We start from the raw sequence: 22,169 nt of genomic DNA, 5'->3' as shown, positions 1-22,169 counted from the left end.
TCCCTTATTCTCCTGTTCCTCGGTGAAGGCTTCGCACCGGGTCCGCGGTGAGCTCTCCCTCGCCGCGCAGGTCGCCCCGGACCCGGTCGGCGGCGGCGTACGCGCTCGCGATGCACGCGGGGACGCCGACGCCGTCGTACGCGGCGCCGCACACGGCCAGCCCGGACAGGCCCGCGAGGTGCGCGCGGACGCGGGCCACGCGCGCGTGGTGGCCGACCGGGTACTGGGGCAGGCCGTCGTCCCAGCGGGTGACGCGGGCGGCGACCGGGGCGGCGTCCAGGCCGGTGGCCGCCTTCAGGTCGTGCCGGGAGAGCTCCACCAGCTCGTCGTCGTCGCGGCGCAGGACCTCCGTCTCGCCGTGGCGGCCCACGGAGGTGCGGACGACGGCCAGGCCCGGGTTCTCCTCGGCGATCCAGCCCCACTTGCGGGAGGCGAAGGTGGACGCCTTGACGGAGCGGCCCTCCACGGGCGGCACCAGGAACCCGCTGCCCTCGGGCAGCCGTGCCTCGTCGCGCCGGTAGGCGAGGGTGATGAGCGCCATCGAGGCGTACTCGACGGCGGACAGCTCGGCGGCGGCGCCCGGCGCCTCGGCGCGCAGCAGTCCGGCGGCGGCCGGGGCGGGCACGGCGACGACGACCGCGTCGGCGTGCAGCACCTCGCCGCCGGCGACGAGCCGCCAGCCGGCGTCCGGTTCGCGGCGCAGTGCGGTGACCGGGGTGCCGGTGAGGACGCGGGCGCCGCGGGAGCGCAGGGAGTCGGCGACCGCGAGCGGCAGGGTGCCCACGCCGCCCGCGACGCCCATGAAGACGGGCCCGCTGGGCCGGTCGGCGGCCGTCCTCGCCTGCACGGCGCGGACCGCTTCGGTCAGGGTGGCGTGCGCGCGTGCGGCCTCGAAGAGCTGCGGGACCGCCGAGCGCATCGAGATGCGGTACGCGTCGCCCGCGTACACCCCGCCGAGCAGCGGCTCGACGAGCCGGTCGACGACCTCGCGGCCGAACCGCTCGGCGACGTACTCGCCGATCGCCACGTCGTCGCCGACCTCGGTGGGCGGCAGGTCGGCATCCCGCTCGATCCGGGCGAGGCCCTCGTCGGACAGCACCCCGGTGAGGGCGGCGGCGGTGCCGGGGACGCCCATGACGTGCCCCTTCGGCATGGGGCGCAGGGCGCCGCGGGTCCACAGCGCGGCGGAGGCGGTGGCGGGCGGCTGGAGCCGGTCGGACAGCCCCACGGCGCGGGCGAGTCCCACCGCCTCGGGCCGGCGGGCCAGCAGCGACTCCGCCCCGAGGTCGACGCGGGCGCCCGCGATCTCGCCGGGCAGCAGCTTGCCGCCGACCCGTTCCGAGGCCTCCAGGACGGTGACCCGCGCCCCGTGCTCCAGCAGCCGGTGCGCGGCGGCCAGTCCGGCGATGCCCGCTCCGACGACGACGGCGTGCCGGCCGCCGCCCCTGTGTGCTCCGTTCATGCCCCCACCTTCTCAGATGCCGCACGCCGGTCCGCCAGGGCCGTGTGGCCCCGTCGAGTCCCTACCGTGACCCCATCGCGACCGTCCGGCCCGAACGCCCGCCCCCCTTGCGGCGTCTCAGGGATGTCAGCCGTCAGGACACCAGGGGGAGCCCGCATGCGCACACGACGATCCGCACGATCCGCCCACGCCCTCGCCGGGGCCCTGCTGGCGGCGGCCCTCGCGGTCACCGGGTGCAGCGCTTCCGGTGACTCCGCGGTCTCCGACAGCAAGGGCGGGGGGAGGGCCGCGGCGGACGAGGGGGCGGCCGCCGGGCCCGAGTCCGGGAAGCAGGGCGCGCCGGGCGGCACGGCGGACCGTTCCGCGGCCTTTGCGCCCCAGGTGGCGGCGGAGCACATCATCCGCACCGCCTTCCTGACGGTGCGCGTCGAGGACGTGCCGACGGCGCTCGACGAGGCCCGTGCCGCGGCCACGGACGCGGGCGGCTACGTCGGTGACGAGACCACCCGCCGGGACGGGCGGGGGCATGAGCGCACGCGCGTGGTGCTGCGCGTGCCCGTCGACGCGTACGAGGAGGTGCTGGCGGAGCTGGAGGGCACGGGCACCCTCGTCGAGCGCAGCGCGACGGCGCAGGACGTCACCGGCCAGGTCGTGGACGTGGAGAGCCGGATCCGGTCGCAGCGGGCCAGCGTGGCGCGGATCCGCGAGCTGATGGACCGGGCGGCCAGGCTCAGCGACGTGGTGACGCTGGAGGGCGAGCTGAGCAGCCGCCAGGCGGACCTGGAGTCGCTGCTCGCCCAGCAGGCGTCCCTGAAGGACCGCACGAGCCTCGCCACCATCACCCTCACGCTGTCCGAGGCCCCCGCGCAGCAGGAGAGGGAGGACGACGAACCCGGCTTCCTGGACGCGCTCGCGGGCGGCTGGGACGTCTTCCTGACGATGCTGCGCTGGCTGCTGGTGGCGCTGGGCGCGGTCCTGCCGTTCGCGGCGACGGCGGCGGTGGCCGTCCTGGTGTGGAGCAAGCTGATCGCCCCCCGGCTGCGGCGCCGGCCGCGGCCCGGACCCGCGGCCGCCGGCCCGGCCCCGGGCTCGCTGCCCGTCGCCCCGCCGGTCCCGGGGCGCGCCCCGGACGCCGGGAACGGCGGCACCTGAGGGACCGCCCCGGACCCTCCCCCGTAGCGTGGGCGGCATGAACAAGAGCGCTGCACACGGGACGAGGGAACGGCTGGTCGTGATCGGCGGCGACGCCGCGGGCATGTCCGCGGCGTCGCGGGCCCGGCGGATGAAGGGCCCGGACGAGCTGGAGATCGTGGCGTTCGAACGCGGCCACTTCACCTCCTACTCCGCCTGCGGCATCCCCTACTGGGTGGGCGGCGACGTCGAGGACCGGGACCTGCTGATCGCGCGCACCCCCGAGGAGCACCGCGCCCGGGACATCGACGTGCGGCTGCGCACCGAGGTCACGGCGATCGACCTGGACCGGGGGCGGGTGCGCGCCCGCGACCTGGAGTCCGGCGCCGAGTCGTGGACGCCGTACGACAAGCTGGTGATCGCGACCGGTGCGCGGCCGGTCCGCCCGGAGCTGCCCGGCATCGACGCGCCCGGGGTGCACGGGGTGCAGACGCTGGACGACGGGCAGGCGCTGCTGGACACGCTGGCCGGCACCGGTGGGCGCCGCGCGGTGGTCGTGGGGGCGGGCTACATCGGCGTGGAGATGGCCGAGGCCATGATCAAGCGCGGCTACGAGGTGACGGTCGTCAACCGGGGCCGGGAGCCGATGGCGACGCTCGACCCCGACATGGGCCGGCTGGTGCACGAGGCCATGACCGGCCTGGGCATCACGATGGTCAACGACGCCACGGTGACCGCGCTGCCCACCGGCGACGACGGCCGGGTACGGGCGGTGGCCACCGCGGACGCCGAGTACCCCGCCGACGTCGTCGTCCTGGGCATCGGCGTACGCCCCGAGACCTCCCTCGCGCGCGACGCCGGGCTGCCCCTCGGCGCGCACGGCGGGCTGCTCACCGACCGGTCGATGCGGGTGCGCGGGCAGGAGAACGTGTGGGCGGGCGGCGACTGCGTGGAGGTGCTCGACCTGGTCTCCGGGCAGTCGCGGCACATCCCGCTGGGCACCCACGCCAACAAGCACGGCCAGATCATCGGCACGAACGCCGGCGGCGGCTACGCCACCTTCCCGGGGGTGGTCGGCACGGCGGTCAGCAAGGTGTGCGACCTGGAGATCGCGCGCACCGGGCTGCGGGAGAAGGACGCCCACCGCGTGGGCCTGCGCTTCGAGACGGTGACGATCGAGTCGACCAGCCGGGCGGGCTACTACCCGAACGCCTCCCCCATGACGGTGAAGATGCTGGCGGAACTGGGCACGGGCCGGCTGCTCGGCGTCCAGATCGTCGGCCGCGAGGGCGCGGGCAAGCGCGTGGACATCGCGGCGGTGGCCCTCACGGCGGGCATGACGGTCCACCAGGTCGCCGCACTGGACCTGGGCTACGCCCCGCCGTTCTCCCCGGTCTGGGACCCGGTCCAGGTGGCGGCGCGGAAGGCGGCGGCGAAGGCCGGGCGGTGAAGGCCGGGCGGTGAAGGACGAGGGGCGGGGTGAGCACGCGCCGCGGGCGACGGGCGGCTGTTCACCGGCCGCCGCCGGTCACGCCGTCCCGTTGATCCGTCCGACCGCCTGCCGGGCCTGCTCCCCGGGCGGGCGGGACGGCAGGGAGGAGACCGGCCCGGCCGACGGCGCGGAGGCGGCGGGCGGCGGGACGACGGGCGGCTGTTCACCGGCCGGACGGGCGGGCGCGGCTGCGGCCCGCGCGGACCGCAGCCGGTGGCCGGCCGCCTCGTCGAGCGTCACCGCCCGCCGCATCTGCGAGGCGATCCGCCCCGCCTCCTGGCCGAGCCGGGCGACGGCCTCCCGGGGGAGGCGGACCACGAGCGTCAGCTCGGCCTCGCCGTCGGGCAGCGCGTGCACGGCGGACGGGCTGCGTTCAGGGGACCGTTGATTCACCGGCGGCCGTCCGGGCACTAGGGGGTTGTGGTCATCCCCGTCCATGACGTGAACCCCGCGCGGCGCACCCCCTGGGTGACGTACGCGCTGATCGTCGCCAATGTCGTCGTCTTCGTCGCGTTCACGCCCGGTGTCGTGGGCTCCCTGACCGGGAGCGGCGGCAGCCTGGCCGACCTGTGTCACCTCCAGGCGTTCCTGGAGCGGTGGGCGGTGGTGCCCAGGGAGCTGATCCACCACCGGCTGCCGGAGCTCGTGCCGACGGGCTCCACCGGCGTGGGCCCGCAGGGTCCGGGGTGCGTGATCGGGCCGCCCGGCTACGAGAAGTCGCCGGAGCTGAGCGTGCTGACGGCGATGTTCCTGCACGGCGGCTGGCTGCACCTGCTGGGCAACATGCTGTTCCTGTGGATCTTCGGCAACAACATCGAGGACCGCATGGGGCACCTCCGCTTCCTGCTGTTCTACCTGCTGTGCGGCTACGCGGCCGCGTACGGCTTCGCCCTCCTGAACAACGGCTCGGGCGAGCCGCTGATCGGCGCGTCCGGGGCGGTCGCCGGGGTCCTCGGCGCGTACCTGGTCCTCTATCCGCGGGCGCGGGTCTGGGTGCTGGTGCCATTCCTGATCTTCCTGCCGCTGCGGCTGCCCGCGTGGATCGTGCTGGGCCTGTGGTTCGTGCTCCAGGCGCTGTACTCGGCCGGGCAGGGCGTCACGGACGCGGGCACGGTGGCGTACGCGGCGCACGTCGTCGGCTTCGTCGTCGGCATGCTGCTGGCATGGCCGCTGAAGCCGGGCACTCCCCCGCCGCCCGAGCCGCGCGGCATGCTCTTCGGCCGGCGGGCCCGGACCGGCTGGTAGACGGCCACCCGCTTGACCGTCCGCGGGCCTCGGCTCCCCACGGCAACCCGCCGTTCGAAGCGGAGGACGAGGTCCGCTCGCTCGTACGGGGCGAGGTCCGCGTCGCCGCCCGGATCGGACCGCTGCGCCGGACCGTGGCCCAGCGCTCCGTCCCGGCCGGCCCGGTGACCCTCACCGTGACGGTCCGGACGACGGATCTGGCGCCCGCGTCACCCCTGCTCACCGACGGCCGCGTCGCCGGCCCCGGCACCCTCGCCCTCCGGCTGGGCGATCCCGCCGCCCCGGGCGCCCACCCGCTCGCCGAACCGGACGGGCGCCACCTGTCCACCAAGGCCGCCTGCGGCTCCACCGCCGCGTCATCGGCGGGTGCGCCACCAAGGGCACGGCCGCCTCCGACCGGTTCGGGCACGTCCCGACGTCTGCCGTGTGAGGGGCGGCCCGCGTCCGGAGGGCGCCCACGCCGGTTCGGCTAATCTGTCCCCCATGCCACCCCGACCAGCCGGAACGCGTCCCACCCTGTCCCTGGTCGCCAAGACCGCCGGCACGAGCGTGCCGACCGTGTCGAAGGTGCTGCGCGGCGGGACCGACGTCTCGGCGGAGACCCGCGCACGGGTCATGGAGGCCGTGCGGGCCGTCGGCTACACCCGCCGGGCGGGGGCCAAGGGCGAGGGCGCCCGCGAGGAGAGCGGCCGGTCCGACGTCCTCGACCTGGTGGTCACCCACTTCGAGGGGTCGTGGGCGAACCTCCTCATCGCGGGCGTCGGCCGGGAGGCGGCCGCGGCGGGGCTCGACGTGGTGCTGACGCTGGCCGAGCCGCACGGCGACTGGGTGTCGCGGGTCCTGCGCAGGCGCGCCCTCGGCGTGGTCGGCACGCTGGTCGACCCCGCGTCGCCGCAGTTCGGCGCGCTCTTCGCGGCGGGCGTCCCCGTGGTGCTGATCGACCCGATGACCGCACCGCCGCCGGGAGTGACGAGCGTCGGTGTGGCCAACTGGGAGGGCGGCCGCATGGCCGCCGAGCACCTGCTGTCCCTGGGCCACGAGCGGATGGGCGTGGTCGCCGGGCACGCCCGCCATCTGTTCAGCCGGGCGCGCGTCGACGGTTTCCGCGCGGCGGCCGACACCGGGACCGCGGGACGGGCCACGGTGACGGTGACCCACGGCGGCTGGAACCGCGCCAAGGCGGCGACCGCCGCCCACGCCCTGCTCGACGGCGACCCGGGGATCACGGCGGTCTTCGCCTGCGCCGACTCGATGGCGCTCGGCGTCTACGACGCGCTGGGCGCCCGGGGCCTGCGGGTCCCCGACGACATCAGCGTCATCGGCTTCGACGACCTGCCGGAGGCGCAGTACATCACCCCCGGGCTGACGACGGTCCGTCAGCCCAGCACCGAACTGGGCGCCGCGGCGGTCAAGCTGCTGCTCGACCTCTCACGCGGCGAGGACGGCGGGACCCGTCCCCCGGCCCGTGTGGAGCTGGCCACCGAACTGGTCATCCGCGCCTCGACCGGGCCCGTGGCCGGGGGTGCCGCGTCAGGCCGGTGACGCGGGGGCCGGTCCAGGGGTCGCGACGACCTGGAGGACGAGGCGGCTCGGGTGGCCGGCGCCCTGGAGGACCGTGTGCTCCGCCGCGACGGGCCGCGTGAACTCCCCTGCCGGAGCGAAGGTGTTGGTACCGACGTCCCAGCGGGGTGACGAACTGGGTGCGATGTCGACGCGTATCCGGTGGCCCGGCAGAAAGGTGTGCGCCGTCGACCAGAGGTCCACGACGAACTCATGCACCCGGCCCGGCTCCAGCGGGCGCCGCTCCCCCAGGCCGGTCACCGGGTCGACGGACCGCGCCGATCCCCGCTGTACGCCGTCGGTGACGACGCGGCTGGTGCCGTCGGGGTGTTCGTCGCACAGCCGGACCACCACGTCCGCGTCCGTACCCGTGGTCCGGAGGTTGACGACGGCGTGGACCGCACCCATCGCCGTGAGCTCCGCCTCCAGCGGCTCGGTGCGCCAGGAGACGACGTCCTGCCGTGCCTCGGCCTCCGTCTGGCCGGCGGGTCCCGCACCGAACGGCGCGAAGAGCAGGACCGCCCCGCCGCACGTCGGCACCGGGGACGCCGGATCGCTGACGAGCCGCCGGCCTCCGCTTCCGTCCGGTTCGGGCGCGAGGGCGCCCCCGGCGTTCAGATACAGCTCGAGCGTCCGCGCGTCGCGCGGCGGGAACTCGGTCGCTGCCACCCAGCGGTCGGCGCCCATCAGGAAGACCCGCACCGGCGGCAGCTCCGCCGCGCCCCCGCGCAGGACCGCGTCGAACCACCGCAGGTGCAGCGCGGTGAGGTCCCCGCCGTCGCCGGGGGCGTCGGCGGGGGCCTCCGGCCCGGACTCCAGGCCCGCCGCCCGGCCCGACAGGTCGTCGTGCGTCCACGGGCCCACCACGAGCCGGGGCGCCGGCCCGCCCGTGTCCTCCGCCCGGCGCCGCAGCCTCCGGTACAGCTCCAGGGTCGGCCCGAGGAACACGTCGAACCAGCCGCCGGTCAGCAGGACCGGCACGTCGACCGCGTCGATCCGGTCGACGATCTTCCCCTCGCGGTGCCGCGCCGAGTCCAGCGGCTCCCGCAGCCGGTCCAGGCCCCACCGGACGATCCCCTCGACGTCCCGTCCGGTGTGCAGGGCCCCGGCGCGGTACGCCTCGCCCGTCGTGATCGCGCGCTCGGTCGCCTCCCAGCGCCGCCGCTCGGCCTCCCGGTCGCGGGCGGAGGCGATACGGGCGATCGTGTCGGGGGCGATGGCGTAGTGCGTCCACGCGAGGGTGCTGCCGAGCTCCGGCACCCCGCCGCGGAAGCGGAACCCGTCGAGCGCCGACAGCGCCGGCGTCATGGCCGGGGCGACCGCCCGCAGCGCCGGGGCGCCGCCGAGCAGCGCGGCGAACTGGGTGTCGGAAGCGTAGGACGCGCCCCACATGCCCACGGTGCCGTCGCACTCCGGGCGCGCGGCGAGCCAGGCCACGGCGTCGGCGCCGTCCGCCTCCTCCTGGGCGCACGGGTCGAAGACGCCCTCGGAGCCGAAGCGGCCCCGCACGTCCTGGAGCGCGACCAGGTAGCCCGCGGCGACGAGGCGTCCGACGTCCAGGTAACCGTCGTCCTCCTCCCGGGTCACGTCGTAGGGGTGGCGGGTGAGCAGGGCCGGCCGGGGGCCGGTGCCGTGCGGGAGGAGCAGAAGAGTCCGCAGCCGTGTCCCGTCGCGCATCGGGCAGGTCACCTCCCGGCGCTCGGCGACCGGGTCCGGTGTCTGCCGGGAGGTGACGGGCACGGGTGCGGTCCCTTCTTTGCCTTGTCAGCCCTTCACCGCGCCGGTGAGGCCGCCGACGATGCGCTTCTCGAAGACCGAGAAGAAGACCAGGGCGGGCAGCATGGCGAGCGAGGTGAAGGCGAGCACCTTCGCGGTGTCCGTGGAGTACTGCGAGGAGAACACCTGCACGCCCAGCGGCAGGGTGAAGTTGGCCTGCGAGTTGAGGACGTACAGGGGCAGCAGGTAGTTGTTCCAGCTGCCGACGAAGCCGAGAATGCCGACGGTGACCACGCCGGGCAGCGACAGCGGGACCACCATGCGGAAGAAGAACCCGAGCCGGCTCATGCCGTCGAGCGCGGCGGCCTCCTCGATCTCGTTCGGGATGGCCCGCAGGAACGGCACGAGGATGATGACCGTCGTCGGCAGGCCGAAGGCGATCTGCGGGACGATCACGCCGAGCAGGTTGTCCACGAGCCCGAGGTCCTTGATCACCAGGTACAGCGGAGTGATCGCGATGACCATCGGGAACATCAGGCCCGCCGCGAACAGGGAGTACATCGCGCCCTTGAACCGGAAGTCGTAGCGGGCGATGACGAAGCTGACCATCAGCCCGAGCGCGACGATGCCGGCCGTGCTGGCGAGCGCGACGATCAGGGAGTTGGCGAACTCGCCCCAGAACACGGACGACTCGAGGACGTCCAGGTAGTTGCCGGCCACCCAGGGGTCGGGCAGTGCGGCCGGTTCGGTGGTGATCTGCGCGTTGGTGCGGAAGCCGCCGAGCACGATGTACAGCACCGGCGCGACGCAGACGCCGACGAAGAGCAGCGCGACGAAGTAGGCGACCGGGCTGCCCCAGGTCTGCTGCCGGCCGCTGCGCCCCGCGGGCTTCCCGGAGGTGACGGACGTCCGGGAGGTAGTGGTCGTCGCGCTCATCACACGGTCCCTTCGGTGACGGCGCCCCTGAGGTCGCGGCGCAGGACGAAGCGCTGGTAGATGAGCGCGACGACCAGCGAGATCACGAACATCACGACGGCGACGGCGCTGCCGTAGCCGTAGTTGCCCGCGTTGCGGCCCTGGGCGAGCATGTAGATCGCCATGGTGGAGGTCCCGGCGGTGCCCGAGACGTACTGGCCCCAGATGATGTAGACGAGGTCGAACAGTTGCAGCGAGCCGATGATCGACAGGAAGGCCCAGATGCGGATCGTCGGTCCCAGCAGCGGCAGGGTGATGCGGCGCTGGATCTGCCAGTAGGAGGCGCCGTCGATCTGCGCGGCCTCGAAGATCTCGTCCGGGATCGACTGCAGGCCGGCGAGCATCAGGATCACCGCGAAGCCGAGGTACTTCCACGTGATGATGGCCATCAGCGTCCAGATGGCCAGGTCCGGGTCGGAGATCCAGTCGGCCTCCAGCGAGCCCAGGCCGATCGCGCGCAGCAGGTCGTTGACGGCGCCGTCGCTCTGCAGCATCAGGCTCCAGCCGGTGCCGACGATCACCTCGGAGATGATGTACGGCACGAAGACCAGGACGCGGATCGCCGAACGGCCGCGGATCCGCTGGTTGAGCAGCAGGGCGAGACCGATCGCCAGCGGCCCCTGGATGACCAGGGACAGCACCAGGATCAGGCCGTTGTGCCACAGGACGTCGTGGAACGCGGGGTCGGTGAGGATCAGCTCGTAGTTGTTCAGGCCGACCCAGTCGGTGGGCTCTCCGTAGCCCTTCCACTGGTAGAAGCCGTAGTACGCGGCGAGCGCGACCGGGAAGATCACGAACGCCAGGAACACAATGACCGCCGGTGCGGACAGGACGGCGATCTCCAGTCGCGTCCTGCCCCGACGGCGTGCGGCCGCCCGCGGCGGGGCCGGGGGCACGGCCGCGGCCGCGTCCCCGGCCCCGGGCGTGCCCCGCGGCGTGCGGCCGTCGGCCGCGCCGGTGCCCAGGGTGTCGCTCATGTCTGCCCGGTCAGCCCTTCTCCGCGGCGGCCTTGACGTCCTTGACGACGTCGGCGGCGGAGCCCTTGCCGGCCAGCAGGTTCACGACGGCGATGTTCATGGCGTTGCCGACGTTCTGGCCGTACACGGTGTCGAGGAACTGCATCGAGTAGGCGGCCTTGTTGAAGGCCTCGAGCGCCGAGATGTTGTACGGCTCGGTGACGACGCCCTGGGCCTCCTTGTTCACCGGGATGGTGTCGAACGCCTCGGCGTAGGCCTCCTGTTGCTCCTTGGTCACGGTGAACTGGAGGAAGCCGAGGGCCTCCTCCGGCGCGTTCTTGGAGAGGGAGTAGCCGCCGGCGCCGCCCATGATGGCGGTGGGGTCGCCCTTGCCGCCGGGGACGGCGGGGAAGGGGAACCAGCCGAGGTCGGGGAGCGGCTTCTTGTCCGGTGTGAGGTCGGCGATGACCCCGGGGTTCCAGTTGCCCATGAGCTCCATGCCGGCCTTGTGGTTGGCCATCAGGCCCGCGGACGAGCCGGCGCCCTGCTGCGAGGTGGCCGTGAGGAAGCCCTTCTGGAAGGGGTCGGTGCCCAGGAGCTCCGCGAGGTCCTCGCCGGCCTTGGTCCAGCACGGGTCGTCGAAGGTGAGCGACTTGGCGGACTCCTGCATGGTCTCCTGGCTGCACTCCCGCAGGGCGAAGTTGTAGTACCAGTGCGCGGCCGGCCAGGCGTCCTTGGCGCCGACCGCGATGGGGGCGACCTTGATCGCCTTGAGCTTGGCGACGGCGTCCTTGAGCTCGTCCAGCGTCGTCGGCGGCGCGGTGATGCCGGCCTTCTCGAAGAGGTCCTTGCTGTAGTAGATGCCCTCGGGCTGGGTGTCGAGCGGCATCGCGTAGACCTTGCCGTCGATGGAGGAGCCCTCGAGGGCAGCCTCGCCCACGTTGGCCCGGTCGGCGTCGGTGAGCGCCAGCTCCTGGATCTGGCCGGCGTCGACCATGGCCTGCATCTTGCCGCCGCCGCGCTGGAGGAAGACGTCCGGCGCGGAGCCCGTGTTGAGGGCGTTCTGCAGCTTGCCGTCGAGGTCCTCGTTCTGCACGGACTGGATCTTGATCGTGACGTCGGGGTGCAGCTTCTGGTACTCCTTCGCGGCGTTCTGCCAGAAGACCAGGCCGCGTCCCTCCATCGCGTTCGTCCAGACGGTCACCGTTCCCTCGCCGCCGCCTGCGCCGTCGTCGCCGCCACCGACGCAGCCGGCGGCGGCGAGTGCGAGACACACGCCGATCGCGGCAGCCGTCGCGCTGCGGGTCTTCCTCGTCATTGTGGAGCTCCTGATCTGTCGTCAGCGATCCAAAAGCTGATTAGTTTGCGCAAACTAATGGGCCATCCGCGAAGTAGGGCAAGGTCTATCGCCGGAAATGACAGCTGAGCAACACAGAGTTTTCGCAAGTTGCGCAATCGTTACCGATATAGCGACCGCTGTTCGAGATGACGGACGAGGAGGGCGACGGAAAGGCGGTGGAGGAGGGCGCCCAGGAACGCGAAAAGCCGGTGCGGCGCGCGGGGGCGCGCCGCACCGGCTTCACCGGCGGCCCGTGGGCCGCCTGGAAACGGTCAGCTGTACACGGTCAGCGGGCGGTCGCCGTGTGGACGTACTCCACCAGCCGCGTCAGGGCGTCCGCGTCGGTGGACGGCATGACGCCGTGGCCGAGGTTGAAGACGTGGCCCTCCAGACCGGCCGCCGCGTCCAGCACCTCCTGCGCCTTCGTCTCGACGGCCTCGCGGCCGGCGAACAGCACGGTCGGGTCCAGGTTGCCCTGGAGCGCCTTGCCGGGGCCGACGCGGCGGGCGGCCTCGTCCAGCGGGACGCGCCAGTCGACGCCGACGACGTCCGCGCCGGCCTCGCCCATCAGCCCGAGCAGCTCGCCCGTGCCGACGCCGAAGTGGATGCGCGGCACCTCGTAGGGGGCCACCGCGTCGAACACCTTCGCCGACGCGGGCAGCACCGAGCGGCGGTAGTCGGCGGGGGCGAGGGCGCCGGCCCAGGAGTCGAAGAGCTGGACGGCCGAGGCGCCGGCCTCGATCTGCACCTTCAGGAAGGCGGCCGTGATCTCCGCGAGCCGGTCGAGCAGGTCCGCCCACAGCTCCGGGTCGCCGTACATCATCGCCTTGGCGTTCTCGTACGTGCGGGACGGGCCGCCCTCGACGAGGTAGCTGGCGAGGGTGAAGGGGGCGCCCGCGAAACCGATCAGCGGGGTCGTGCCCAGCTCCCGGGTCAGCGTCCCGATCGCCTCGGTGACGTACGGGACGTCCTCGGGGGTCAGGTCGCGCAGCCGGTCGAGGTCGGCGCGGGTGCGCACCGGCTGCTCGACCACCGGGCCGACGCCCGGCTTGATGTCGAGGTCGATGCCGATGGCCTTGAGGGGCACGACGATGTCGCTGAAGTAGATGGCCGCGTCGACCTGGTGGCGGCGCACCGGCTGGAGCGTGATCTCGGTGACCAGGTCGGGGCGCATGCAGGAGTCGAGCATGCCGATGCCCTCGCGCACCTTGCGGTACTCCGGCAGGGAGCGCCCGGCCTGCCGCATGAACCACACCGGGGTGTGCGGCACCGGCTCACGCCGGCACGCCTTGAGGAAGGCACTGTCGTACGTCGAAGTCGGCTGGCTGCCCGTCGGGCTCACGTTGGCGCTCACACCGGCCAGTCTCGCATGTCGCCGGAACGGTCCCGGCCGCCGGGGATCCCGGGTGGCGGGAGTCACCCTCGCCGCCCGCCCGGCCGCCGCCGGGGCGCTCACCGGGAGCGGGGGCGCGCGACGGGGGGTGCGGTGCGATCCGGACACCCCCGGACGGCACGGGTGTCCCTCCCTGCGCCGACGGCCCGTTCCGCTTAACCTTCCCCGCATGGGTGCGGCTCAGGGACGACTGTCGGACGGCGCTGGCGGAATGGACGAACCGAAGGAGGAGGGGGGCGACACCGGAGCCGGGGGCACGTCCCCGCTGCCCTTCCGGGCCGCTGTCGACGCGCTGCGCGGCGCGCGGCTGCGTCCGCAGATCGAGGTGGAGCCCACTCCCGCGCCGAAGCGGCTCGCGCCGTACGCGCACGCGCTGGAGGCGGCGGTCGTGGACGGCGAGGAGGACCTCGCCGACGGCCGGCTGGTGCTGCTGTACGACCCGGCCGGGCACGAGGCCTGGCGGGGCACGTTCCGGCTGGTGACCCTGGTCCGTGCGGAGCTGGAGCCGGAGATGGCGGCGGACCCGCTGCTGCCGGAGGTGTGCTGGTCCTGGCTGACGGGCGCGCTCACCGCGCGGGGGCTGGCGTTCGGCGAGCCCAGCGGGACGGTGACGCGGGCGAGCTCCCACTACTTCGGCGGGCTGTCCGAGCGGCCGGCCGCCTCGCAGATCGAGATCCGCGCCTCCTGGACGCCGCGCGAGGGGCTCGGCGGGGTGCCGGACACGGCGGCCCATCTGGTCGCGTGGTGCGATCTGCTCGCGCAGGTGGCGGGGCTGCCGCCGGCCGCGCCCGGGGACGCGTCGGTGGTGACGCTTCCGCAGCGGCGGGGGCCGCAGTCACGCTGAGCGCTTCACCGGCCGGTCGCAGTCCGGTCGAGAGCTGGTCGCACGCCGGTGGGACACCGGTCGCACGCCGGTGGGACACCGGTCGGACACCGGTGGGTTTCGGCCACTCGTCGTGGGACGTCTCCCGGATGCTCACCGGACGCCCCGTCGGCCGTCTCTTTGTCGATACGGCCACATTCGGAAGTGTTGCGACGCAGACCGAAACCGTTCGATCTTCGAATGATCGATCGCGCGTCCGAATTGCCCGGATTGTTACTCACCGGATCGTGATCATTTCCTAAAGGACATCAGGTTGGGTGCCGAAGACGACTGTGACCTTGAAAGCACGGTTCGTCCCGGCTTCACTCCCACGAGCCGCCCCCGTCCCGCACCCAGGAGGCCTGGTGTCCGTTCTCCTCGAGCAGCCCTCAAGCCTGGTCGCCTACCGCCCGAACAAGCCGACCGCCATGGTGGTCGTGGCCGACCCGCGCGTCCGTAACACCGTCACCCGCCACCTGTGGGCGCTCGGTGTGCGCGATGTGATCGAGGCCTCGTCCGTCGCGGAGGCTCGTCCCCGCATCGGCAACCCCCGCGACATCTGCGTCGCCGAAGTCCACCTGCCGGACGGTTCCGGCCTCACCCTCCTCTCCGAGACCCGCGCCGCGGGCTGGCCCAACGGCCTCGCCCTCTCGGCCGCCGACGACATCGGCGCCGTGCGCAACGCGCTGGCGGGCGGAGTGAAGGGCTACGTCGTCACCGGCACGCGGACCAACCTCGGGCTCCCCACCCGACCCGGCGCCGCTCCCATCGGCGCGGCCGCCGCCCGCCTGCACCGCCGTCCCCCGGGTGCCCCGAGTCACCCGGGTGGCTACCGCGAGCTGTCCGGCCGTGAGGTCGAGGTGCTGCGGCTGGTTGCGGAGGGCCAGTCGAACAAGGCGATCGGCGTCTCCATGGGCCTGTCCGCCCTCACGGTGAAGAGCCACCTCGCCCGCATCGCCCGCAAGCTCGGCACGGGCGACCGCGCCGGGATGGTGGCGGTGGCCCTGCGCACCGGCATCATCCACTGACCCCGCCCTCCGCACCGTTCGGCATCCCGCCCCGCCCCCCTTCCCGTGCCCGTCGACGCCCCCCCCGCGTCGGCGGGCGCCGCCGCGCGGGGGACCGCCGGGGCCGTGCGGCGGCCTGTTCTCGCTGGTCGGCGGGGTCACCGGGCGGAGGGACGGACCGGGGACCGGCACGTACGGATACTCTTGACAGGTGACCGACGCCCACGACACCGCAGCAGACAGTTCACTGCGCACCACCGGAGGCGCCCCTCCGGACGACGGCGGATCCTCTGCTGCACAGGCGCCGATCCCCCTGCTGGAGCCCCGCGAGGGCGTCCCGGCCGTGGTCGCCGACGAGGCCGCCCTCGCCGAGGCGGTCGCCGCGTTCGCCGCGGGCCGCGGGCCCGTCGCCGTGGACGCCGAGCGCGCCTCGGGCTACCGGTACGGACAGCGCGCCTACCTCGTCCAGCTCCGGCGCGAAGGCGCCGGCACCGCGCTGGTCGACCCGGTCGCCTGCCCCGACCTGTCCGCCCTCGGCGAGGCGCTGTCCGGCGTGGAGTGGGTGCTGCACGCCGCCACCCAGGACCTGCCCTGCCTGCGCGAGATAGGCATGGTGCCGACGCGGCTCTTCGACACCGAGCTGGCCGGCCGGCTGGCCGGGTTCCCGCGGGTCGGGCTCGGCGCGATGGTCGAGAACGTGCTCGGCTTCCAGCTGGAGAAGGGCCACTCCGCCGTCGACTGGTCCACCCGCCCGCTGCCCGAGCCCTGGCTGCGCTACGCCGCGCTCGACGTCGAGCTGCTGGTCGACCTGCGGGACGCGCTGGAGAAGGAGCTGGACCGGCAGGGCAAACTGGACTGGGCCCGGCAGGAGTTCGACGCGATCGCCTCGGCGCCGCCGCCCGAGCCGCGCAAGGACCCGTGGCGGCGCACCTCCGGCATGCACAAGGTCCGCCGCCGGCGGCAGATGGCCGTCGTACGGGAGCTGTGGCAGACCCGGGACCGGATCGCCCGCCGCCGTGACGTGTCCCCCGGCAAGGTGCTGTCCGACGCGGCGATCGTCGAGGCCGCCCTCGCCATGCCGTCCAACCCGCACGCCCTGGCCGCGCTGAACGGCTTCGGGCAGCGGGTGGGCCGCCGCCAGCTCGAACAGTGGCAGGCGGCGGTCGACCGGGCGAAGGCGCTGAGCGAGGACCGGCTGCCCCAGCCCGGCCAGCCGGTGACCGGTCCCCCGCCGCCACGCGCCTGGGCCGACAAGGACCCGGCGGCCGCGGCCCGGCTGTCCGCCGCGCGAGCGGGCGTGACCGCCCTCGCGGAGCGGCTGAACATGCCCGCGGAGAACCTGATCACGCCGGACACGGTCCGCAGGGTCTGCTGGGAGCCGCCGGCCCCGGCCACCGCCGAGACGGTCGCCGCGACCCTGACCGCCCACGGCGCCCGCGCCTGGCAGGTGGAGCAGGTGACGCCGGTGCTGGTGGCGGCGCTCACGGCCTGACCACCGCCCCGGAGGGACGCGGCCGGCCACGGGTCCGCCGGCAGGGTCTCCCGTCGACGAGCCGTGCCGCCCGTCGGCGGGGGCGCCTCGCCCGACGCCCTGACGGTCCGTTCGCTCAGGAGACGCCCGCCCTCACGCACCCCCGCCTCCGGGGGCTGTGCCGCCCCACGTCCCGACGGTCCCTCCCCCGGCCCCCGTCATCGACGAAGCCGGGATCCAGCGGGATTCCCGGCTCGCGCCGCGAGGGCGTCGAGGGCGGCGCGGCGCCCGGCGGCCTCGCGGCGGAACGGACACACCCCGCACGGGCTCGGCTCGCGTCCCGCAGTCGGGCAAGGCCGTGAGAAGCCCTTCCCGGCGAGCCTCCTCGGTTCCGGCCGGTCCACCCCGCGCACCGGCGTCGCGGACCCGGCCGCGTGCCGGGCGCACGCCCCCGCCGTCGCCCGTGAGGCCGCTCGCGTGCCCGTGTCGCCCGGCGTCGGTGCCGGGCAGCACCCCGCCCCCGTGCCACGATGCCGGCATGCGGGTTGTCGTGGTGGGGGCCGGGCAGGTGGGCGGGACGGTGGTCAAGTCGCTCGCCGAGGCGCACGAGTGCACGGTGATCGACGTCGACCGGGCGCGGCTGGAGGCCGTGTCGCACGCCTACGACGTACGGACCGTGCACGGCAGCGGCACCCGGCGCGAGACGCTGCTGGAGGGCGGCGTCGCCGACGCCGACCTGGTGATGGCGTGCACCTCGCGGGACGAGGTCAACCTGGTCACCGCCATGCTCGCCCGCCGGCTGTCGTCGGCGCGGACGGTCGTACGGGCCACCGGGACGGACTACCTCGAGGCGTGGCGGGCGGGCGACCTGGACGTGGACCTCCTCGTCTCGACGGCGTTCGAGACGGCGAACGCCGTCGAACGCGTCCTGCACGTGCCGGGCGCCCGGCACGTGGACTTCTTCGTCCACGGCGAGGTGGTCGTCATCGGCGTCGACGCCCGCGGGGCGGCGGCCCCGCGGCTCACCGGACGTCCCCTGCGGGAGGCGGGACTGCCCGCCGCGTCCCGGGTGGTCGCCCTCGTACGCGACGGGGACTGGACCGTGCCGGGCGCGGACGAGGTCGTACGGGAGGACGACTGGATCATCGCGATGGCGTCCCCCGCGGCGGCCCGCGCCTGGAGCCGGGTGGTCACCGGCGCCGCCCCCGTCGACGACGTGGTGATCTACGGCGCGGGGCGCATGGGCACCGCTGTGGCGCGGGTGCTGCTCGACCGGGGCGTCATGGTGCGGATCGTCGAACCGGACGCGGCCCGCGCCCGCGAGGCCGCCGCCGCGCTGGACCGGGCGCGGGTGTTCCGCACCAGCGGTCTGGACCCGGCGTTCCTGCGCCGCGAGCGCATCGGCACGGCGGGGGCGGCGGTGCTGGCGGCGAAGGACGACTCGCGCAATCTGCACGCGGCGGTGCTGGTGAAGCTGCACGGGGTGCGGCTGGCCCTGACGGTTCTCGGCGACCCCGCCGCCGCCGAGGTGTTCAAGGCGGCCGGCGTCGACGTGACGATCGACCCGGGCGACGAGACCGCCGAGAAGATGGCCCGCTTCACGTTCGGGGAGCGCACCCGCCAGATGGCGATGCTGGGCGACGACCGTTTCGAGGTGCTGGACGTCACCGTCCGGCCCGGCAGCCGGTTCGCGTACGGTCCGGTCGGCGCCGTGCCCGGCGCGGCCGTGGGCGCGATCGTGCGGGACGGCACGGTGTTCTTCCCCCGCGACGGGGACGAACTGCGGCCCGGGGACCGGGTCGTCGTCCTCACCGAGCCCGACCGCGTCCCCGCGATCGAGCACGACCTGTGAGGCCGCCGCGTCCGCTGCCGCAGCGTCGCCGGTGGTTCGCGCGCGGGCGGACCTGCGTCGACGTGCGGACGACGCTGGGCGTCGTCGGCGCCCTCCTCGCCTGGTTCGCGCTCGCGTTCGTGCCGCCGGCGGCCGTGGCGCTCGGGACCGGCGAACCCCCGTGGCCGTTCCTCGTCCCCGGACTCGCCGTGGCGCTGACCGGCCTGGCGCTGAAGCGGCTGACGGGACCGCGGCCCCCGCTGGGCGTGCGGGAGGGGTTCCTCGTCGTCGTCGCCGTGTGGCTGCTCGCGCCCGCGTTCGGCGCGGCGCCGTTCCTGCTCGGTCACGTCCCCCAGCTCGACCGCCCGGTCGACGCCTGGTTCGAGGCGATGTCGGGGTTCACCGCGACGGGCGCGACCGTCGTCGACGACCTGGACGCGCTCGGGCCGGACATGCTGTTCTGGCGCCAGTTCACCCACTGGCTGGGCGGCGCGGGCATCATCGTGCTGGCGCTCGCGGTGCTGCCGCGGCTGCGCATCGGCGGCCGTGAGCTGCTGCGGTCCGAGCTGCCGGGGCCCGTGGAGATGGAGACGCTCGGCGCGACCGTGCGGGACACGGCCCGGCGGCTGTGGAAGGTGTACCTGGCGGTGACGGCGGCCGGCGTGCTGGTGCTGGCCGCCCTGGGGTGGTCCGGGCTCGACCGGCGGATGGGCCTCTTCGACGCGTTCTCCTACGCGACGTCCGCCGTGTCCCTCGGCGGGTTCGCCCCGCACGACGACTCGGCGGGCGGTCTCGCGCCGGTGACGCAGTGGGTGCTGTGCGGGCTGATGGCGGTGGCGGGGGTGAACCTGCTGCGGCTGTACCGTCTCGCCGCGCTGCGCCAGGTGCGGGCCGCCGCGCGTGACGAGGAACTGCGGCTGTACGCCGTCCTGCTCGTCGCCGGTTCCTGCGCCGTGGCGGCCGCGCTGTGGGCCTCCGGTGCGGCGGGCGGACTCGACGGCCTGAGGCACGGGGCGTTCCAGGCGGTGTCGGTGATGACCACCACCGGCTTCGCCACGGCCGACTGGGCGGAGTGGGGCACGGTCGCCACGCTCACCCTGCTGGCGCTGATGTTCGTCGGGGCGTGTGCCGGGTCGGCGAGCGGTTCGGTCAAGGTCGTCCGCCATCTCGTGCTCTTCCGCTTCACCCGGCGCGAGCTGGAGCAGGCCGTGCACCCGGACGCGGTCCTGCCGGTGCGGGTGAGCGGCCGGGTGGTCGGCGCGCAGGCGCTCCGCTCGGTGCTGCTGTTCGCGCTCCTCTACGTCCTCACCCTGGTGCTGGGGGCGTTCGGCCTGGCCCTGGACGCCGGGGCGGACGCGGGCGGCGGCGGTGTGTTCACCGCGCTGGGAGCCGCCGCGGCCTGCCTCGGCAACGTCGGCCCGGCCTTCGGGGAGCTGGGTCCGTCCGGCTCGTACGCGCCGCTGGGCCAGGCGTCGAAGGTGATCCTGGGCGCGCTGATGCTGCTCGGCCGTATCGAGATCGTGCCGCTGGCGGTGCTGCTCGGCCGCGGCTACTGGCGCGCGTGAGCGCGCGGCGCCGCCGTGACCCGGCCGGCGGGCGGCGCCGGACACGCGGGGAAGTCCGCTGTCGCGCGGGGCACTTGCCCCGGATTCCGGCGTGCTGTCCGCATGCGTCGCGGGTGCCCGGGAATACGCGGGACGAGGCACAGGGCCGCCTCTCGCTCCGTGGCGGGGGGATGGGTTAGCCTCGTCCCGGCTGCTCTCCCTGCGAAAACACCCGTAGACCATGTCGGAGGAGTTTCCCGCGGAGCGGCCCGAACTCCGAACGGAAAATCTCTGACAGGAACAAGGGGCACCATTTCATGGAACCCACCCAGGTCCGCCCGGTCAACCCGCAGCATTCGGACACACTCCCCCACACGTCCGAAAACTACAGGACAGCGACGATCCGCACGCCCGAGATACGTGTGGAGAAATACGGCAACTGGGAAATCGAGTACGAATTCACGCCCGCTGCGGGCGACCACGGCAACCTGCTCGTGGTGTTTTCCTCCGTGGGTTCGAAGTACGGATTCGGCGCCGCCCTTTCGGGCGTCCAGTGCAACGTGCTGAGAATCCGCGACCGGTTCGACGGGGGCCCGTCGTACTACGTGGCGCGGGCGATGGACTTCTCGGTTTCGGAGGCCGTCGAGGAACTGATCACCCATTACCGGGAAAAGCTGGGACTCTCCCGTGAGACGGTGGTGCTGGCCGGTTCCTCGAAGGGCGGCAGCGCCGCCATCTACTACGCCCTGAAGTACGGCTACCGGAACATCGTCGCCTCCACGCCGCAGTACTTCATCGGCAGCTACTCCCAGGGGCACGGCGTGCTCGGCGAGTGGGTCCTCGGCGAGGGCCAGCCGCAGGAGAACGTGGACCGGCTCGACTCGGTGCTCCCGGAGCTGCTGGCCGAGACCACCGACCTGGACCGCAACATCTACCTGTTCTCCTCGACGAAGGACTACCAGTACGAGGAACACGTCGTCCATTTCCTCCCGGCCCTGCGGAAGTACTCCAACTTCAACTTCTTCATGGTGGAGTCCCCCGCCCTGGTGAAGCACGCGGAGGTGACGCGGCAGGGCCTCTCGGTGATCCTCAGCGTCATCTACGCGCTGACCGAGGGGACGGTGCCGCGGTTCGGGGAGGTGCAGGTCGGCTCCAACGAGGTGGACGAGCCCACCGCGGCCGAGCACCTGGCGGACCTGCGGGCACGGGACACCGCGGCGGGCGTGCTGACCGCCGCGCAGCTCACCCCCGAGCGGGCCACGCTGTCCGGGCACGCCTTCCTGCCCGGCGTCTCCGCGGAACAGGGCGAGGAGGCCGGGGCGCGGGAGACCAAGCAGCTCGTGCTGGTGCGGGACGACCGGGCGTGGGTGGCGGACGCGCAGACCGTGCCGGTGGACCAGCTCTACCTGAAGTACTTCGACACGCACTTCGCGTCCTACAAGGACGGCGGCTTCACCTGCGAGGCGCGTGAGCTGTTCGACGCGCTGCCCGACGGTGTGTACGACGTGTTCGCGCGGGTGACCAGCGAGAGCGAGGGCATCGACCGCAGGGTGCCGCTGGTCGCGTACCGGGCGATCGACCGCCGCGCCGCCTCCCGGGGGCGCGAGGTGGTCCTCCGGGGCGACGCGAAGAGCGTCCGGGTGATCAAGCGGGACCTCACCGCGGCCGGCCCCGGAGGGTCCGTGTTCGTGCTCAAGCGGTTCGCGATGGAGGGCCCGAAGCTCCGGGTGTACGGCGTCTTCTTCCTCCCCGGACGCAACGCCGACCGCGCGACCCACTCGACGTACTACCTCACGCTGCGCGGCGCGGACTCCACGCACACCGTCGCCCTGAAGGCGGTCAGGCGGGAGGAGCAGGTGCGCCCGCACCTGGCGCCGGGCGACTTCGGCTCGTACGCGTTCGGGTTCTTCACCTCGCTGGACAAGGAGGGCGTCGACCTCTCCGACGTCCCGCCCGGGACGTACACGGCGGAGGTCGCCATGAGCACCGGCGGCGGGCTGTTCGCGCACCAGGCCGGTGAGCTGGAGGTGCGTGAGGACCGGGCCGCCTCGGTGGCCCGCCGGGTCTCCGGCCGCGGCCAGCGGGTCAGCACCGGGGCGCGGCTGCGCCGGGGCCTGCGCACGCGGCTGAGGCGGTCGTAGGGCCGGCGCGGGACGCCGGACCGGCCCCCTCCGCGGGGCCGGTC

Annotated in this window: 17 protein-coding genes and 1 pseudogene; 11 read left to right on the top strand and 7 right to left on the bottom strand. The window is 74.1% G+C overall.

Going from position 1 to position 22,169, the window contains the following annotated elements; translation table 11 throughout:
• Positions 1–4: 4 nt before the first annotated feature.
• Positions 5–1,462 (bottom strand): protoporphyrinogen oxidase, encoded by a 1,458-nt coding sequence (gene hemG / locus ACWH4W_RS15730; protein ID WP_473076351.1) that lies wholly within the window; start codon positions 1,460–1,462, stop codon positions 5–7.
• 156 nt (positions 1,463–1,618) lie between these two features.
• On the opposite strand from hemG, the gene ACWH4W_RS15725 reads away from it, so the two are divergent.
• A complete protein-coding gene (locus tag ACWH4W_RS15725) occupies positions 1,619–2,614 on the top strand; it encodes a DUF4349 domain-containing protein (protein WP_473076350.1) in 996 nt (331 codons plus the stop codon).
• A 37-nt stretch (positions 2,615–2,651) separates the two neighbouring features.
• Positions 2,652–4,043, top strand: a complete 1,392-nt coding sequence (locus ACWH4W_RS15720; protein ID WP_473076349.1) for an FAD-dependent oxidoreductase — start codon at positions 2,652–2,654, stop codon at positions 4,041–4,043.
• 78 nt (positions 4,044–4,121) lie between these two features.
• Here ACWH4W_RS15720 and ACWH4W_RS15715 read toward each other — a convergent pair whose 3' ends face one another.
• Entirely contained in the window at positions 4,122–4,442 is a 321-nt protein-coding gene (locus ACWH4W_RS15715; RefSeq protein ID WP_473076348.1) for a hypothetical protein, read from the bottom strand.
• A gap of 63 nt (positions 4,443–4,505) precedes the next feature.
• Here ACWH4W_RS15715 and ACWH4W_RS15710 point away from each other — a divergent pair, with 63 nt between their 5' ends.
• The 3 genes and pseudogenes from ACWH4W_RS15710 (at position 4,506) to ACWH4W_RS15700 (ending at position 6,872) form a co-directional block, all read left to right on the top strand.
• A complete protein-coding gene (locus ACWH4W_RS15710) occupies positions 4,506–5,330 on the top strand; it encodes a rhomboid family intramembrane serine protease (protein ID WP_473076347.1) in 825 nt (274 codons plus the stop codon).
• Between the two features lie 89 nt (positions 5,331–5,419).
• Positions 5,420–5,760, top strand: a pseudogene (locus ACWH4W_RS15705) (glycoside hydrolase family 43 protein); the annotation flags it as partial.
• A 53-nt stretch (positions 5,761–5,813) separates the two neighbouring features.
• On the top strand, positions 5,814–6,872 hold the full coding sequence (locus ACWH4W_RS15700) for a LacI family DNA-binding transcriptional regulator (RefSeq protein ID WP_473076346.1): 1,059 nt from the start codon (positions 5,814–5,816) through the stop codon (positions 6,870–6,872).
• Here the strand turns inward: ACWH4W_RS15700 and ACWH4W_RS15695 are convergent.
• The 5 genes from ACWH4W_RS15695 to hemE form a co-directional block, all read right to left on the bottom strand.
• A complete protein-coding gene (locus ACWH4W_RS15695) occupies positions 6,861–8,630 on the bottom strand; it encodes a CocE/NonD family hydrolase (protein WP_473076345.1) in 1,770 nt (589 codons plus the stop codon). The genes ACWH4W_RS15700 and ACWH4W_RS15695 overlap by 12 nt on opposite strands.
• 24 nt (positions 8,631–8,654) lie before the next feature.
• Complete coding sequence (locus ACWH4W_RS15690) at positions 8,655–9,542, bottom strand: carbohydrate ABC transporter permease (RefSeq protein WP_473076344.1); 888 nt, start codon at positions 9,540–9,542, stop codon at positions 8,655–8,657.
• Positions 9,542–10,558, bottom strand: a complete 1,017-nt coding sequence (locus ACWH4W_RS15685) for a carbohydrate ABC transporter permease (RefSeq protein ID WP_473076343.1) — start codon at positions 10,556–10,558, stop codon at positions 9,542–9,544. The genes ACWH4W_RS15690 and ACWH4W_RS15685 overlap by 1 nt, the downstream gene beginning before the upstream one ends.
• 10 nt (positions 10,559–10,568) lie before the next feature.
• Positions 10,569–11,855 (bottom strand): ABC transporter substrate-binding protein, encoded by a 1,287-nt coding sequence (locus tag ACWH4W_RS15680; protein WP_473076342.1) that lies wholly within the window; start codon positions 11,853–11,855, stop codon positions 10,569–10,571.
• A 307-nt stretch (positions 11,856–12,162) separates the two neighbouring features.
• Positions 12,163–13,230, bottom strand: a complete 1,068-nt coding sequence (gene hemE / locus ACWH4W_RS15675) for a uroporphyrinogen decarboxylase (RefSeq protein WP_473076341.1) — start codon at positions 13,228–13,230, stop codon at positions 12,163–12,165.
• Positions 13,231–13,480: 250 nt separating this feature from the next.
• Here hemE and ACWH4W_RS15670 point away from each other — a divergent pair, with 250 nt between their 5' ends.
• From ACWH4W_RS15670 to ACWH4W_RS15645, 6 genes are all read left to right on the top strand, one after another.
• Complete coding sequence (locus ACWH4W_RS15670; RefSeq protein ID WP_473076340.1) at positions 13,481–14,113, top strand: DUF3000 domain-containing protein; 633 nt, start codon at positions 13,481–13,483, stop codon at positions 14,111–14,113.
• 383 nt (positions 14,114–14,496) lie between these two features.
• Positions 14,497–15,159 (top strand): helix-turn-helix transcriptional regulator, encoded by a 663-nt coding sequence (locus ACWH4W_RS15665; RefSeq protein WP_106411910.1) that lies wholly within the window; start codon positions 14,497–14,499, stop codon positions 15,157–15,159.
• A gap of 190 nt (positions 15,160–15,349) precedes the next feature.
• The gene (locus ACWH4W_RS15660) at positions 15,350–16,630 is read left to right on the top strand and encodes a ribonuclease D (protein WP_473076339.1); all 1,281 of its coding nucleotides are present in this window, start codon (positions 15,350–15,352) and stop codon (positions 16,628–16,630) included.
• A 517-nt stretch (positions 16,631–17,147) separates the two neighbouring features.
• Positions 17,148–18,461: a Trk system potassium transporter TrkA gene (trkA, locus tag ACWH4W_RS15655; protein WP_473076338.1), complete on the top strand. Its 1,314-nt coding sequence runs from the start codon at positions 17,148–17,150 to the stop codon at positions 18,459–18,461.
• A 62-nt stretch (positions 18,462–18,523) separates the two neighbouring features.
• Positions 18,524–20,005, top strand: coding sequence for a TrkH family potassium uptake protein (locus ACWH4W_RS15650; RefSeq protein WP_473076337.1), 1,482 nt, complete (start codon positions 18,524–18,526; stop codon positions 20,003–20,005).
• Between the two features lie 296 nt (positions 20,006–20,301).
• Entirely contained in the window at positions 20,302–22,125 is a 1,824-nt protein-coding gene (locus tag ACWH4W_RS15645) for a hypothetical protein (protein ID WP_473076336.1), read from the top strand.
• Positions 22,126–22,169: the final 44 nt, after the last annotated feature.

Source organism: Streptomyces sp. DSM 120436, assembly GCF_055778765.1.
The sequence above is the reverse complement of the archived record's forward strand: the minus strand, read 5'-3'. Positions and strand labels throughout refer to the sequence as shown.